Below are 13,210 nucleotides of genomic sequence, written 5' to 3'. Positions count from 1 at the left end.
ATGAAGCAGATTTCTTCTACGCCAGCAAAAATAGAACTCGGCCACGTGACCCATCTTTATTTATCCACGACCAGGGCGTTCATGGCGGTCCAAGACATTAACCTGCGCGTGGAGGAAGGCGAATTCATTTGTCTGGTTGGTCCCAGCGGTTGCGGAAAGACGACGCTGCTCTCCCTCATTGCAGGGCTTGAGAAGCCGACAGCAGGCAAGGTGTGGATCGACGGAAGAAAAGTCAACGGAACATCCAGGCAAGTTGGCTACATGCTACAGCAAGATTATTTGTTCAACTGGCGCTCCATCGAAGACAACGTGTTTCTCGGACTCGATATCCAAGGCATCCGTACCAAGGAAACAGAAGAGTACGCCCTGCATCTGCTGGATGAAATGGAGCTGTCCGATGTGCGCAAATCCTCTCCCTTGCAGCTGTCAGGTGGCATGCGGCAACGGGTTGCCCTGGTCCGAACACTCGCCTGTCAACCTGATGTGCTGTTGCTTGACGAACCATTTTCGGCATTGGACTACCAGACGAAACTCAAGCTCGAAGACTTGATCTTTTCAACACTGCGTCGACATAAAAAAACGGCAGTCCTGGTGACACATGATCTCTCCGAATCGATCGCGATGGGCGATCGCGTCTATATCTTTTCACGCAACCCAGGACGCATCAACAGCGAAATTGTCGTACCCAGTCCCATCCGGGATGCTCTGCCATTCGACGCCAGAAATCATGATGGATTCCAAGACTTGTTCCATCGCGTGTGGAAAGAGATGGAGGTAGTGTCTGATGCAGCCAAAGGAAATTGAATCCGTCCACCGCCGCTACTTGCAGCTAGAAAAGCGAATGAGCTTTTCCGTCTTTGCCACACAACTGTTCCTCTTTCTCGTTTTTCTCGGCTTATGGGAGCTATTGGCTCGAACCAATACCATTAATGCGCTCATCTTCAGCTATCCCACCAAAATTTGGGCTCAATTTTGGTTGCAGCTGCAAGATGGCAGTCTTCTCCCGCATGTCGGCTTGACCGTATGGGAAACGATTATCGGCTTTCTCTTAGGAACCATTCTAGGAACCGTCATGGCTACGATCATATGGTGGTCCCCTTTTCTCTCCCGCGTACTAGAGCCTTACCTGGTCATAGCCAATAGTATGCCAAAGGTAGCGCTCGGTCCGGTTTTCATCGTCGGCTTTGGTCCAGGTTTGCTCTCCGTCATAGCCATGGGATGCGCGATCTCGGTTATCATCACCACGATCAACGTTTACACCAGCTTCAAGGAAGTCAATCAAAATTACGTCAAAGTCGTGCAAACACTCGGAGGGAGCAAACGGCAAATCTTCACGCTCGTCATTTTGCCCGCTACTATCCCAACCCTCCTCGCAACACTGAAGGTGAATGTCGGACTTTCGTGGGTAGGTGTTATCGTCGGAGAGTTTCTCGTATCCCAGCAAGGCTTGGGGTATTTGATCATATACGGCTTCCAAGTGTTTAATTTCACTCTGGTCATGATGAGTTTAGCCATTATCGCGGTCATCGCTACCCTGATGTATCAAGGTGTAGCCTATATAGAGCGGCGGCTCACCAGCCAGTTCAAATAGATGGCTTCTAAAAAAACGGTGCCAACCATCTACCGGGGATGATTGCACCGTTTTTTCATGGATCAGTATGTTTTGACAAGTTTAGGGAGCCACGATCTCGACCTTTATTCTATCTGGGTCCTCGAAAAACAATGCATAATGTCCCCCTCCTCCAGCATAGGGATGCCGCTCCTGATAAAGTAAGGAGATTCCACGACGAGCAGCTTCCTCCCGCAGCTTTTCCACATGTTCCCGATCCCGTGCGTAAAATGCCAGATGATTCAAGCCGACTCGACAACGATGATACGGAATGTCGAGGAATCGCTCTTCTGCCTGGACAAAAACCAGATAGGTACCATTCTGCTTCCAGCTTACTCCACTGGCCCATTCCTGATACCGCGTATAACCCAGCTCACCCTCCAGCAACCAACCCCAAAAATCCTTGGAGCGTGCCAGATCGGAGACATACACTTCCACATGATGAAGCATCGCACAGTCCCCCTTCTTACAGAAAAACGCCCGACAGCGAAATGCCGGGCGCTCTAGCTATTCATTTATTTCCAAAACTTCCACTTGCTCTTTTTCGTCATCGGATCGTCCATTTGGCTCTCGACGACTTTCTGTTTGGTGGCTGCTTCCACTTCGAGTGCTCCAGGTACCCGATTCAGGAAGTGGTCGATCATTGGCTTGTAGTTATCTGGCAAATGCTCTTGCATGTTTCGAAGGATGTCAATTGCCTTTTCCATTTGATCGGTCGCCAACAGAGCGTTGGCATAGTTGAAGCCTGCATACGGATACGGGAAGTGCGGCGTCCAGAACTTTTCACAAATCTGAATCAATTGATAGACATATCCTGCTTGTCCCAATTCTCCAGTCACAGTCATCACGACCTCAAAGCGGTCCTTCGCTCCTTCAATCGCTACCGTGTACCACTTCATCGCATTCAGGAGGTCCTCCTCCGTCAAGGCAATACGAGCAAGTTGAAGCTGTGGTCTCCAAGCGCCTTCTTTACTTGCCAGCGCCTCCAGTTGCCCTTTCAGCTCATCCTTTTTCCCTCTTTGCATGAAGCTCTCGACAAACATGTTCAAGCCATTTTCTTGATTCGGGTCTTTGTGCAAACCTGTATGTAGGGTCTCGAACGCTTTTGGCTCATCTCCCTCAAACGCGAAGATTTTTGCCAAATTGGTGCAAGCCGTACCCGATGACGGGAATCGTTCCAGACAATCTGTCAGAATTTTTTTAGCGCTTTCAAACTCTCTCGCCTGCATATGAACGACTGCACGGAAAATGAGAGCAGACTCAATTGGCCCGTATAATTCGAGAAGCCTGTCGGCAGCAACAGCCGCTTGCTCGTGAAATTGACCCTTCACCAACTCCATCGCAAAATCGCGAAGCTTATCTTTTTCATCCCAGTACTTATCCAGATTTTGCGGAATTATTTTTTTCTGGTAATCCTCTCGGGACATATCGATGGTTTGACCAAACTCATTGGTAAACGTCACAAATTCAGACATGAAACAGCCTCGCTTTCATTTCCTCACAAAAGTTTCAAATGCTTGTATCGCCAATTAGATCCATGCTTTGATATTTACTTTACGGATAAATTCCTCCATTGATTCCTTCGCGGGTTCGTCATTTGCCTCTTCTGCATCTTCCATGCCCATCAGTTGTCGAAACAGTGCTTCGTTCCTTGTCGCCAATGCAAAGTCAAGTAATGCCTCATGCGAGATGCGATTAGCTTCTTCTTCCAGCAATTGCTCCTCCAAGGCGATATCCTCTTCTACAACGGCGATATGCTTATCAATTTTTGGAATGCGTAAAACCCAAGAAAATGCGCTGTCCGGATTGCGGTCACGAGCAATCAGGTAACCGTATTCACCCAAAGGCAAACCTTGCTCGAAGGAGTCGGCAACAATGACGACGCGTTGTCCAAGCTTGAACATGAGCGTCAACTCCCAATAAAGATTAATTCTAATCATACTAAATTGTATGTGTTCTTGGGAAGAGCAAACCCCCAAGGATAGGAAAACGCACAAAAAGTTTGTTGCCCGAACCAAAATAAGGTACAATTTTTACTAATGATGGATATTGGTAATGAGGTGTACAAGGTATGGGTGAAATGTCTACAGGGTTTTCCCTGTTTATCGTTGGCTGGACCATTGTTCTCGTAAGTCTGATGGCGATTGGCGGGTATTTCATGTTCCGCAAATTTCTCAAGTCCATGCCCAAGCAAGACGGAAAATCTGACTTGGATTGGCAGGACCATTACATTGATCAGACACGTGCCCTCTGGACAGATGAGGGTCTGACCTTGCTCAATGAACTGGTTGATCCTGTGCCACAGTTGTTTCGTGATGTTGCAAGACGTTCCATCGCAGCGAAAATCGGCCAGATTGCGCTGGAAGAGAAAGCAACCACCATTACAACAGATTTGATTGTAAAGGGGTACATCGTAGCAACCCCCAAGCGTGACCACAAATGGCTCATCGCCCACCTGAAATCCAAAGAAATCGATTATACGCCCTATGAGAAATATTTGAATGCCGAGGGATAATTGAAACTCCCTGTGGAGTCGTCCGTAGAAAATGGTAAGACCTTTTTGACAAGGAGAAGATGTGGATGTCAGTCCTACTCACGATTTTGGGAATCGGTTTCGTTATTTTGATCGTTGCGATTGTCATCGTGGCGGTCCTCTTTAAGAAAGGCGCCCGGTTCTTATGGAAAATGACCGGACGTGGCTATCACAAATATAGCAGCAGCAGTGATTACCGATATCGGCCCTCATGGAAGACTGGGCATCGAACATACGGGCATCGTCACTATCGTCGCAAATATTCCAGCCATAGTTCATTTTTTAGTAGCTAACGTTAATAGAATGAGAAGGCACTCCAATTCGTTTGGGTGTCTTGCAACAAACCTCCAAAACCACAAGCTTAGTGGGGTTGGAGGTTTGTATATTTTAAGCATCGCTGCCTTTTTTAGTTACGTTTTTCTGCCCTCCGGATACCCCACCTGATACCAGGAATGCCATGACTTCTGAGCTTTCCGTATCGAGAAACTGTACCTGATCGCTCGGAAACAACAGGAGATTTCCTGCAAAATTGTACGACTGCGGCAGATAAACCGCTACGTGGTCTGTGAGACCGAAAGAATCGAGGCTTTCCTTTGTAATAAACCCAATGGCCTTTGCATTTCCATCCTTGGATAGCGTCACAAGCACTGGCTTGTCAAAGCTCTTCTTCTCCCCTACAAACGCTCCGATCAAATCTTTGATGGACGTATAAATGAGTTTGATAAACGGCACTTTCTCGAAGATGGTGGACACCAGCGAAAGAACTCCGCGTGTCAGTACATTAGATGCAAGGAAGCCTACAATTGTAATGCCGAGTATGGTTAAGAGGACACCAAGTCCTGGAATTTGGAGATTAAACCACCTATGGACCAGCAGATAGAACCAATTATCCACGGTCGTGAAAATCCAATACAAAATATAAAGCGTCACTGCCAACGGAATGACAAACAATAACCCTTCAAAAAAATAGCGAATGAAACGCTTCATCTCTCTCCTCCTCTCTCCTAACCACAATACCGTAATTATTGTACCTGATTGGATTGCCATCTGCTATGATGAAGGAAAAAAGAGAAAGTAGGGAGATTCATGCAAGCACTTGTCACACCTCAATGGCTTAAGGATCATCTGAATGATGAAAATTTGGTGATCGTCGATTGTCGTTTTGCTTTAAGTGCTTCTGAAGCAGGTGCAGAGGAATACGAGAACGATCACATCCCGGGAGCCCTCTACTTTCATCTGAACCGTGACCTTTCTGGCTCCAAAAGTGAGCATGGTGGACGTCATCCTCTACCAGATACGGATCTGCTGGCTGCCCATTTTTCAAATGCGGGAATCGATGCCAACACCACAGTCATCGCCTACGATGATCAGGAAATGGCAATGGCAGGACGGCTATGGTGGCTGCTGCGGTATCTTGGTCATGATCGGGTAGCTGTACTTGACGGCGGATACGCTGCTTGGAAAAAGGCTGGCTATGAGGTAACAGCAGAAGTCCCTACTGTACAAGCTCGTCAGTTCGTCCCCCATGTCCGTCACGACATGCTGGTTGACATGGAAGGTGTCAAAAAGCGCAGCGAGCACACTATATTGCTTGATTCTCGTGCGCCAGAACGCTACCGCGGCGAGAACGAACCGATCGACGCAAAAGCAGGTCACATCCCCGGGGCGCACAATTTCTTTTACAAGGACAACCTCGGCGCTGATCAGACGATGCTTCCGGCAGACGAGCTGCAAAAGCGTCTCGCTCCTTACGCTGATAAAGAATTGATCGTCTATTGCGGCTCAGGCGTGACGGCTTGCTCCAATTTGCTCGCTTTCCACGCTGCTGGTCGAACCGATGTGAAATTGTATTTGGGCAGTTGGAGTGACTGGAGCTCGTATCCGGATAATCCGGTAGCTACCGGCGAAGAGTAATTCCATAATTGGAATGGCGGCGATCGCTTCCCAACGATACTGGGGAGCGGTCGCCTTATTTTTTTCTTCCCCTATCATTTTCGTCACCACTCATAGATAATAATTATCATTATCATAAACTTGTGCACGTGCCTGAAAAGGTGGATGGATTCATGAAGCATAACGAAGAATACGAGCCTAGTCGCCAAATGTCACTCAGCGAGGTTCGCTCCTATATGATCTGTAACTTCGATCGCCCGTTAAACGTAACTACGTTGGCAGCGATGGCGAACTTGAGTCCGAGCTATTTTGGCGATTCGTTCAAGAAGGCTTACGGACAAAGTGTCATGGACTACGTGACGAGTCTACGTATCAATCACGCCAAGCGATTGTTACGCGAGACGGATATGAAGCTGCGGGATATTGCGAAAACAATCGGGTATAGCGATGAGTTTTACTTTAGTCGGAAGTTCAAGAAGGAAGTGGGTGTATCCCCTTCCGCGTATGAAAGAGCATCCCAGCGCAAAGTTGCCGTCTACTCCCCTTCCCTGCTGGGACATCTAGTCGTACTGGGGATAATACCAGTCGCTGCTCCCCTGGATGCGAAGTGGACCCCCTATTACTATCAGCAGTATCAGCAACAGATCGCGGTTCATTTAAAAGCAGTCGAAACACCGTGGAACGATGACAATCAGGAAAACACGCTTCTTTCTGCCAAGCCGGATGTTGTCATTAGCCACATAGAGCTTCCCGAGACTACCAGGCAACGCTTGTCCGCACATGGCATTGACGTCTTCACTCTCCAATCTTCTGGCTGGAGAGAGCAATTACGTGAAGTTGCCAGCTACACGGGCAAAGAAGCAGCTTGTGACTCCTGGATTGCTTTTTATGAAGCAAAAGCGGCTGCCGTTCGCGCAGATCTGCAATCCGTGCTCAAGCAAGATAAATTTGCGATCATTCGACTCTATCGGGATGGCATCCATCTCTACAACAACAAGGGAATGAAGGAGCTTCTATGCGATGATTTGCAGCTTTCCCTTGTGGAAGAGGAAACGGAACCTTGCAATCGGCCAATCACGCTCGAGCAGCTCGCGAGCTATGACCCGGAGCGAATCCTGTTGTTCGTTTGTCTGGATGAGTCGACACGCCTAAGCTGGCTGACTCTCCAGCATCATCCGCTTTGGAGAGGACTTCGCGCTGTTCAACATGGATATCTCTACTCCTTGCCCTCTAACCCGTGGTACGAATATTCACCGGTTGCCATGAACCGAATGCTGGATGAGATCATGCTGATGATAACGGGGAAAAGTCCAAATGCCATTCAAGGTGATGTCCATGGAGCCCCTTTCTTGGGTGAATTATAATGTTTTCCAGTGAGAAACATTATCATCGAGAGGGGATTCCACTTTTATGACAAAGAAAACTAACCTTGCGCTGATGCTGACCACGGCGATGCTCGTTGCGGGACTGGCAGCAGGCTGCGGGAACCATGCAAACAGTGAGGCAGTAGCGCAGAAGGTCGATTCGCCCGCGACTGGGAATGTCGCAGGATCGGCAAAGAGCTCTTCTGATCAGCCTGCCTACCCGCGGGTACTAAAAGATGAAATGGGTAACGAGGTGACATTACCTGCCGCACCTGCCAAAATATTCGCTCCCAATCTGGAAGATACTTTGGTCGCACTGGGCGTTGCTCCGGTCGTGCAGTGGTCATCTGGCTCAAGACCGAAAATGTATTTGCAAGATCAACTAAAAGATGTGCCGTCCATTGCCTTCACAGGCGGATTGCCTCCAGAGCCGGAAGCGGTTATGGCCCATGAACCAGACCTCATCCTCTTGCACAATTCCAACCATATCGAGAGCGGCGTGTACGATAAATATAAGATGATTGCGCCGACGTATGTATTCAAGCAAGCAAATGCTGATCTTGATTCTTCCGTACGAGTGATTGGCGATCTGTTAGGCAAGTCGGCGGAAGCTGAAAAAGCTTTGCAGACATATAAGGAGCATGTCGAGGCAGCCAAAAAGGAGCTGGCCCCTCATATCCAAGGCAAAAAAGCAGCGATCATTCGCTTCAATGGCAGAGGCATGTTCTTCATCAAGTACGACTTCTTCAGTGGATATGTACTTACCAATGAGCTAGGCTTTTTGCCAAGCCAGGTTGTATCGGGCGGTGACATCCATTTATCACTAGAGAGCTTACCTGATCTGGATGCGGACTATATTTTTCTGATCAATGACGCTGGTACGGGGGATGCGTTCGAGAAAGAATTAACAGAGAGTCCTGTTTGGAAAAGCATGCAGGCAGTGAAGAACGGTCGTACATTTAAAGTAGAGGGAGATCACTGGTTAAGTGGCGGCCTAATCGCACATAGGAAAGTCATTGACGATGTGAAAGGATTGATTGCAAAATGAGAATGATAGAGAAAAACAGCTACTCCCCTCATAATTGCGTGGAGTGGACACTGCAATCAAGCCATGGTCGTGACTATCGGATTATGATTGCGATTCCGGAAGCTGAGGCCCCTCCTGAGGGGTATGCGGTTATTTATGCCGTGGATGGCGATGCGATGTTCGGAACAATTGCGGAGACAGTAAAGCTGCAAACCCGCAAGCCCAAGGGCTTCAACCCAGCCATTGTTGTAGGAATCGGCTATCCCTCACGACTACCATTTGACATGGATCGCCGTTGTTATGATCTGACCATGCCTGTGGACGCAGCTACACTTCCTGATCGACCGAATGGGCAGCCTTGGCCCGAGCATGGTGGAGCTGATTTGTTCCTCGATTTCCTTGAACAGCAGCTGATGCCAGCTATTACTTCCGAATGGCAGGTAAATCCGAATAAACAGGCGATTTTCGGCCACTCCTTGGGCGGTCATTTCACCCTGTATACGATGTTCTCGCGCCCGAAGCTTTTCTCAGACTTCGTATCAGGTAGCCCTTCCGTCTGGTGGGGCAATGACGAGGTATTGAGAGAGCAGGAACGCTTCATCGCCGAATGGAAAGGCGATCATGAAATAAGGCTGCTTGTCATTGTTGGCGGCGATGAGCTCACCTTCATGGTCGAGGGTGCACAACGGGTCGTCGAGCGTATGGAACCACTCGCTACCAAAGGTGTTCAAGTTAGCTACATCAAATTCGAAGATGAGGGCCACGTAAGCGTGCTGCCTTCCGCTATTAATAGACTTGTGCGGTTTGTGCTTGCGGATTAGCCCTCTGAAACTACTTTCGTAAACGTAAAGGACAGACAAATGATACGATATATGCGTCTATTGCTTCATTTCGGCTATCAAGAAGCCATGTCTTGCTTGTTTCCGGTCTTTATTTTTGGTTCGCTCGCCTTATCTAAATTCGTCACCATTCCTGGTTTGCCAAGGTATGACCTCCTGCTGTTGCTCTGCCTGCTCTTCCAGATTTTCATGGTGAAAAGCGGCTTGGAGTCTCGGGACGAATTGAAGGTCATCACGGTCTTTCACGTGATCGGGCTGTGCTTGGAAATATTCAAGGTACATATGGGATCTTGGAGCTATCCAGAGGATGCGTACAGCAAGGTGTTTGGCGTTCCTCTGTACAGTGGGTTTATGTACGCTAGTGTCGCGAGCTACTTATGTCAAGCGTGGCGTCGCCTAGAGGTTTCTCTCTCTGGCTGGCCGAATCAGATGATCGCCACCATTTTGGGTGCAATGATCTATCTGAACTTTTTCACCCATCATTATATTTGGGATTTGCGTTGGGTGCTGATGGCAGCTATTTTCATTGTCTTCTGGAAAACACGTGTTTATTTTACCGTCGCGAACGAGCGGCTTTTCATGCCCATCCCTCTTGGTTACTTTTTGATCGGTTTTTTCATTTGGATTGCGGAAAATATAGCGACGTTTCTTGGCGCTTGGAATTATCCGAATCAAAGAGCAGGCTGGGAGCTCGTGCATCTCAGTAAAATCAGCTCGTGGTTTTTGCTCGTCATCGTGAGCTTCATTATCGTGGCGGAGTTAAAGCATGTAAAATCCAGAAGATCCCAATCCCAAGATAGCAAGAAACACATGTAAAAAGCCTATCCACTCTTTCGTACCGAACGTCAAGGAGTGGATAGGCTTTCTCTTTATTTAATAACGTTGCTGAGTACATTCTCAATCATTTGACGATTGGCAATGACGCCTGTGTATAGCCAGCTGGAATCTTTCGCAAACGTATACGCATTGCCATTCTTCACAGCAGGGATATTCGTCCATACTGGATCCTTTTGAAGCTGTTCCACAGCAGTCGGATTACTGTTTACGATAAACAAATACTCGGCATCGAGTTCAGCCAATTTCTCCATGGAAATCGCGTTCCAGTTTGCATCTCCTGACTTAGAGATTTCCTGAACGATGGCAGGAGCCTTAAACCCAAGGTCCTTGTAAAGCACATCGCCGCTAGACAAGTCCTGACGTGCTACGTACACATTTTTCCCCGTCATCCACAGTGCTGCCGCTGATTTTTCCCCAAGCGCTTTCTGCAGCTTTTGCTTGGACTCGGCTGCAAATGTCTCGTAATCCGCCAGCACTTTCTTCGCTTCTTCCCCCTTGTTGAGGACTTCTCCTACAGTCAGGAGCTCTTTACGCCAATCGCTGTTCTCTTCTTTTCCAATGGTGTAAGTAGGAGCGATTTTCGAATACTGGCTGTACTTGTCCCCTTGGACTAGGGATGCGCTATCCAAAATAATCAGGTCAGGGCTGTGGCTCATCACGACCTCTGGCGGCAGATCATAAGGAATCGCTGGAATACCCGCCAGCTCTTTTTGCAGGTAGCCTTGTACCTGGCTGTTCCCTACTGACCATTGAGCAACTGGCTTCACTCCCAACGCTACTAAATGATCCTCCAGATAAGAAGCGATCACGCGCTGCGGTTGAGCTGGGACTGTTACTTCATTTCCCATCGCATCCTTCAGTACCCGTGGGGCTTCAGCCGCTGGTGTCGCGGTCTGGCTGTTGCTCGCTTGTGTTTCTGGACTCGCAGCGTTCGGCTGGCCAGAGCAAGCACTCACGATTGTAACGAGGCTTGCCAATACGACACTGGCTATCGAAAGTTTGGCTGTTTTCTTCATCGGTTCGTTCCTCCATCTGCGTCATGCCTTCAAGCAGCGAAAAATTGCCAACTCGACTGCACTTTTAATTGAGAATAATTATCATAATCACAATCGGTATTATAGCGGATTATGGCAAGATACTCAACTTTTTGTTTTATGAAAACAAAAAAGACCCCCTGCTCACTAAGCAGAAAGTCCTTATCCTCTTAACGTGGAACCCCGCTTAACAAGAATCGATGCAGTCCCCCGATCAGGCAAACACCCGCGGTTACAAAAAACGCAATGAAGTAGGAATGGTGCCAATTCCCCAGCAAGCCTGCCAATACTGGGCTCAATACCGCTCCGATCGACAATATCGCTGAGTAAATACTAAACACGCTACCGTATTGCTCTCTCGGTGTATGTACCGTCAAAATGGTCGCGAAAGCTGGGAACAGCATCCCAAAGCACGCACCGAAGAAAAACATCATGACGTGAATCGGAATCGCCAGCCCGATTGCCAGAGCGTACAGAAGAAGGCTGAGCACACCCAATCCAGCAAACGTTCTCGTCTCAACGGGGACCCGATGCAGCCAAAACTGGCACAAAATCGCAAGCGCCCCCAACCCTTTCAAGCTGAACAATATGCCAGTAACGGCGGGGGACATCCCTTGTTTTTGAATGAGCAAAGGCACTTCATAGATGATCGTTCCTTGAGCGTAAATAATCGCAAATCCCCCAAGAAACGCAGGATACAGCATTCGATTTTCCAGGATGGCAGTTAGGCTCTGCTTGCCCTCACCTTTGCTTCGTGGCGTAGACGATGTGCTTCCCTCTACTCTTTCGGGCAACATCATCCAAGCGAAGACGCCAGCAATCATCATCATGTAGCCGAGAATCACAAATGATTGGCCATAGCCAAACTGCACCGCCAAAAAGCTACCGACTGCCGGGGATACGATACCTGCCGCGGTAAGGACTAATCCCTTTTTCCCCATGATCTCGCCCTGCTCAAGTGCCGTCTTCCCTGTTTCTCCGAGCAAGGCAGAACAAGCAGGAGATACAAACGCCATCAAAAACCCGAGCATCAGCCGAAAGGTAAAGAAGCCCGCCGTATTTTGCACGATGCCTTGACCAATCAGCATCACGCCAGCCAAAATCAATCCACCTGCGATAAACCATTTTTTCGGATAGCGATCAAGAAAAGGGCCAGCGAGCAGGTTTCCTGTCAAATTGCTGATCGCATAACCGCCGAGCACAAAGCCGATCATAGCAGCGGATACACCCAATACGTTTAAATACGGCGCAAGAAGAGGCGTCTGCGCGTGCATGTCAAAGGCAACAAGAAACAAAACCACTAACAAGAGAGCCCTCAAAGCATTCCCTTCCTCTCAAACGGCCTGTCTTTGTCCCAGTATATGAAGGGAATGGTACAAGTAGGATACAAAAAGAAGAAGGAAGATTCGGAATAAATGTAGCATTTATTTTTGTATTACCGTAATATTTACTGTAATACCGTAATTACTTTTTGAGCAGGAGGTGACTTTTTGGAGCAAGTTTTCAAAAAAATACGAGCACTTCGTATCCAGCAGGAGCTTACTTTAAAGGATTTAAGTGAGAAATCAGGGTTCTCCGTCAGCTTTTTATCACAAGTAGAGCGCGGCAACAGCTCGCTCGCGATTACTTCCCTGCAAAAAATTGCGGAATGCCTGGGTGTCCCCATTACGTACTTCTTTGAAGTAGACAAAGATGTCACGTACCACACGCCCATTGCAAAGCGTAAAACGTTGCAGATTGAAGGGTCACCGGTAAAGTACATTCGAATCGGTGGGAATTTCCCCGACAGGGCACTCGAGCCCCTCCTCAACGTATTGCCACCCGGACAGACGAAGCATGTCGCCTTTCAGCATCCCGGTGAAGAGTTTTACTACGTCGTAAAAGGATGTGTCACCATCGTCGTCGACGAAACCGAATACCATCTCGAGCAAGGAGACACGATCCACTTCCCTTCCTCTCTCCTACATACGTGGTACAATCCTTCCACTGTTGAAGAAGCCGAGATCCTGTCCGTTTTGACGCCTGTTATTTTTAGAACCTAACGCAATGTGTCTCATCCGCATGTCTACCAATA

The 13,210-nt window shown here is 48.2% G+C and carries 16 protein-coding genes; 10 read left to right on the top strand and 6 right to left on the bottom strand.

The window, feature by feature from the left end:
- Both ODZ53_RS13385 and ODZ53_RS13380 read left to right on the top strand, forming a co-directional pair.
- Positions 1-804 (top strand): ABC transporter ATP-binding protein, encoded by an 804-nt coding sequence (locus ODZ53_RS13385; RefSeq protein ID WP_173626082.1) that lies wholly within the window; start codon positions 1-3, stop codon positions 802-804.
- Positions 785-1,591, top strand: a complete 807-nt coding sequence (locus tag ODZ53_RS13380; RefSeq protein WP_012685931.1) for an ABC transporter permease — start codon at positions 785-787, stop codon at positions 1,589-1,591. Before ODZ53_RS13385 ends, ODZ53_RS13380 begins: the two co-directional genes overlap by 20 nt.
- Before the next feature lie 81 nt (positions 1,592-1,672).
- Here the strand turns inward: ODZ53_RS13380 and ODZ53_RS13375 are convergent, their stop codons facing one another.
- From ODZ53_RS13375 to ODZ53_RS13365, 3 genes are all read right to left on the bottom strand, one after another.
- Entirely contained in the window at positions 1,673-2,059 is a 387-nt protein-coding gene (locus ODZ53_RS13375) for a VOC family protein (protein ID WP_372677645.1), read from the bottom strand.
- 65 nt (positions 2,060-2,124) lie between these two features.
- A complete protein-coding gene (locus ODZ53_RS13370; RefSeq protein ID WP_012685929.1) occupies positions 2,125-3,084 on the bottom strand; it encodes a tetratricopeptide repeat protein in 960 nt (319 codons plus the stop codon).
- Between the two features lie 54 nt (positions 3,085-3,138).
- On the bottom strand, positions 3,139-3,513 hold the full coding sequence (locus ODZ53_RS13365; RefSeq protein ID WP_012685928.1) for a hypothetical protein: 375 nt from the start codon (positions 3,511-3,513) through the stop codon (positions 3,139-3,141).
- Between the two features lie 167 nt (positions 3,514-3,680).
- Between ODZ53_RS13365 and ODZ53_RS13360 the strand changes: the two genes are divergently transcribed.
- Together ODZ53_RS13360 and ODZ53_RS13355 are read left to right on the top strand one after the other, a co-directional pair.
- On the top strand, positions 3,681-4,124 hold the full coding sequence (locus ODZ53_RS13360) for a DUF2621 domain-containing protein (RefSeq protein ID WP_012685927.1): 444 nt from the start codon (positions 3,681-3,683) through the stop codon (positions 4,122-4,124).
- 65 nt (positions 4,125-4,189) lie between these two features.
- Positions 4,190-4,435, top strand: coding sequence for a hypothetical protein (locus ODZ53_RS13355; RefSeq protein ID WP_172137692.1), 246 nt, complete (start codon positions 4,190-4,192; stop codon positions 4,433-4,435).
- A gap of 94 nt (positions 4,436-4,529) precedes the next feature.
- Here the strand turns inward: ODZ53_RS13355 and ODZ53_RS13350 are convergent, their stop codons facing one another.
- Positions 4,530-5,129: a DUF502 domain-containing protein gene (locus ODZ53_RS13350; RefSeq protein WP_372677643.1), complete on the bottom strand. Its 600-nt coding sequence runs from the start codon at positions 5,127-5,129 to the stop codon at positions 4,530-4,532.
- A 99-nt stretch (positions 5,130-5,228) separates the two neighbouring features.
- Between ODZ53_RS13350 and ODZ53_RS13345 the strand changes: the two genes are divergently transcribed.
- From ODZ53_RS13345 to ODZ53_RS13325, 5 genes are all read left to right on the top strand, one after another.
- Complete coding sequence (locus ODZ53_RS13345; protein ID WP_372677641.1) at positions 5,229-6,056, top strand: sulfurtransferase; 828 nt, start codon at positions 5,229-5,231, stop codon at positions 6,054-6,056.
- A 152-nt stretch (positions 6,057-6,208) separates the two neighbouring features.
- The gene (locus ODZ53_RS13340; RefSeq protein ID WP_372677639.1) at positions 6,209-7,399 is read left to right on the top strand and encodes a helix-turn-helix domain-containing protein; all 1,191 of its coding nucleotides are present in this window, start codon (positions 6,209-6,211) and stop codon (positions 7,397-7,399) included.
- 46 nt (positions 7,400-7,445) lie between these two features.
- On the top strand, positions 7,446-8,447 hold the full coding sequence (locus tag ODZ53_RS13335) for an ABC transporter substrate-binding protein (RefSeq protein WP_372677637.1): 1,002 nt from the start codon (positions 7,446-7,448) through the stop codon (positions 8,445-8,447).
- Complete coding sequence (locus tag ODZ53_RS13330) at positions 8,444-9,247, top strand: alpha/beta hydrolase (protein ID WP_372677635.1); 804 nt, start codon at positions 8,444-8,446, stop codon at positions 9,245-9,247. Before ODZ53_RS13335 ends, ODZ53_RS13330 begins: the two co-directional genes overlap by 4 nt.
- A gap of 39 nt (positions 9,248-9,286) precedes the next feature.
- Positions 9,287-10,081: a DUF817 domain-containing protein gene (locus ODZ53_RS13325; protein WP_372677633.1), complete on the top strand. Its 795-nt coding sequence runs from the start codon at positions 9,287-9,289 to the stop codon at positions 10,079-10,081.
- A 53-nt stretch (positions 10,082-10,134) separates the two neighbouring features.
- Here ODZ53_RS13325 and ODZ53_RS13320 read toward each other — a convergent pair whose 3' ends face one another.
- Together ODZ53_RS13320 and ODZ53_RS13315 are read right to left on the bottom strand one after the other, a co-directional pair.
- Positions 10,135-11,118, bottom strand: a complete 984-nt coding sequence (locus ODZ53_RS13320) for an ABC transporter substrate-binding protein (RefSeq protein ID WP_372677631.1) — start codon at positions 11,116-11,118, stop codon at positions 10,135-10,137.
- Positions 11,119-11,306: 188 nt separating this feature from the next.
- Entirely contained in the window at positions 11,307-12,455 is a 1,149-nt protein-coding gene (locus ODZ53_RS13315) for an MFS transporter (protein WP_199927194.1), read from the bottom strand.
- A 171-nt stretch (positions 12,456-12,626) separates the two neighbouring features.
- Between ODZ53_RS13315 and ODZ53_RS13310 the strand changes: the two genes are divergently transcribed.
- Entirely contained in the window at positions 12,627-13,178 is a 552-nt protein-coding gene (locus tag ODZ53_RS13310; RefSeq protein WP_372677629.1) for a helix-turn-helix domain-containing protein, read from the top strand.
- Positions 13,179-13,210 lie beyond the last annotated feature (32 nt).

The organism is Brevibacillus sp. BD137, from assembly GCF_041644655.1.
Taxonomy (GTDB): Bacteria; Bacillota; Bacilli; order Brevibacillales; family Brevibacillaceae; genus Brevibacillus; species Brevibacillus brevis_D.
This window is presented reverse-complemented; position numbering and strand designations above follow the sequence as displayed.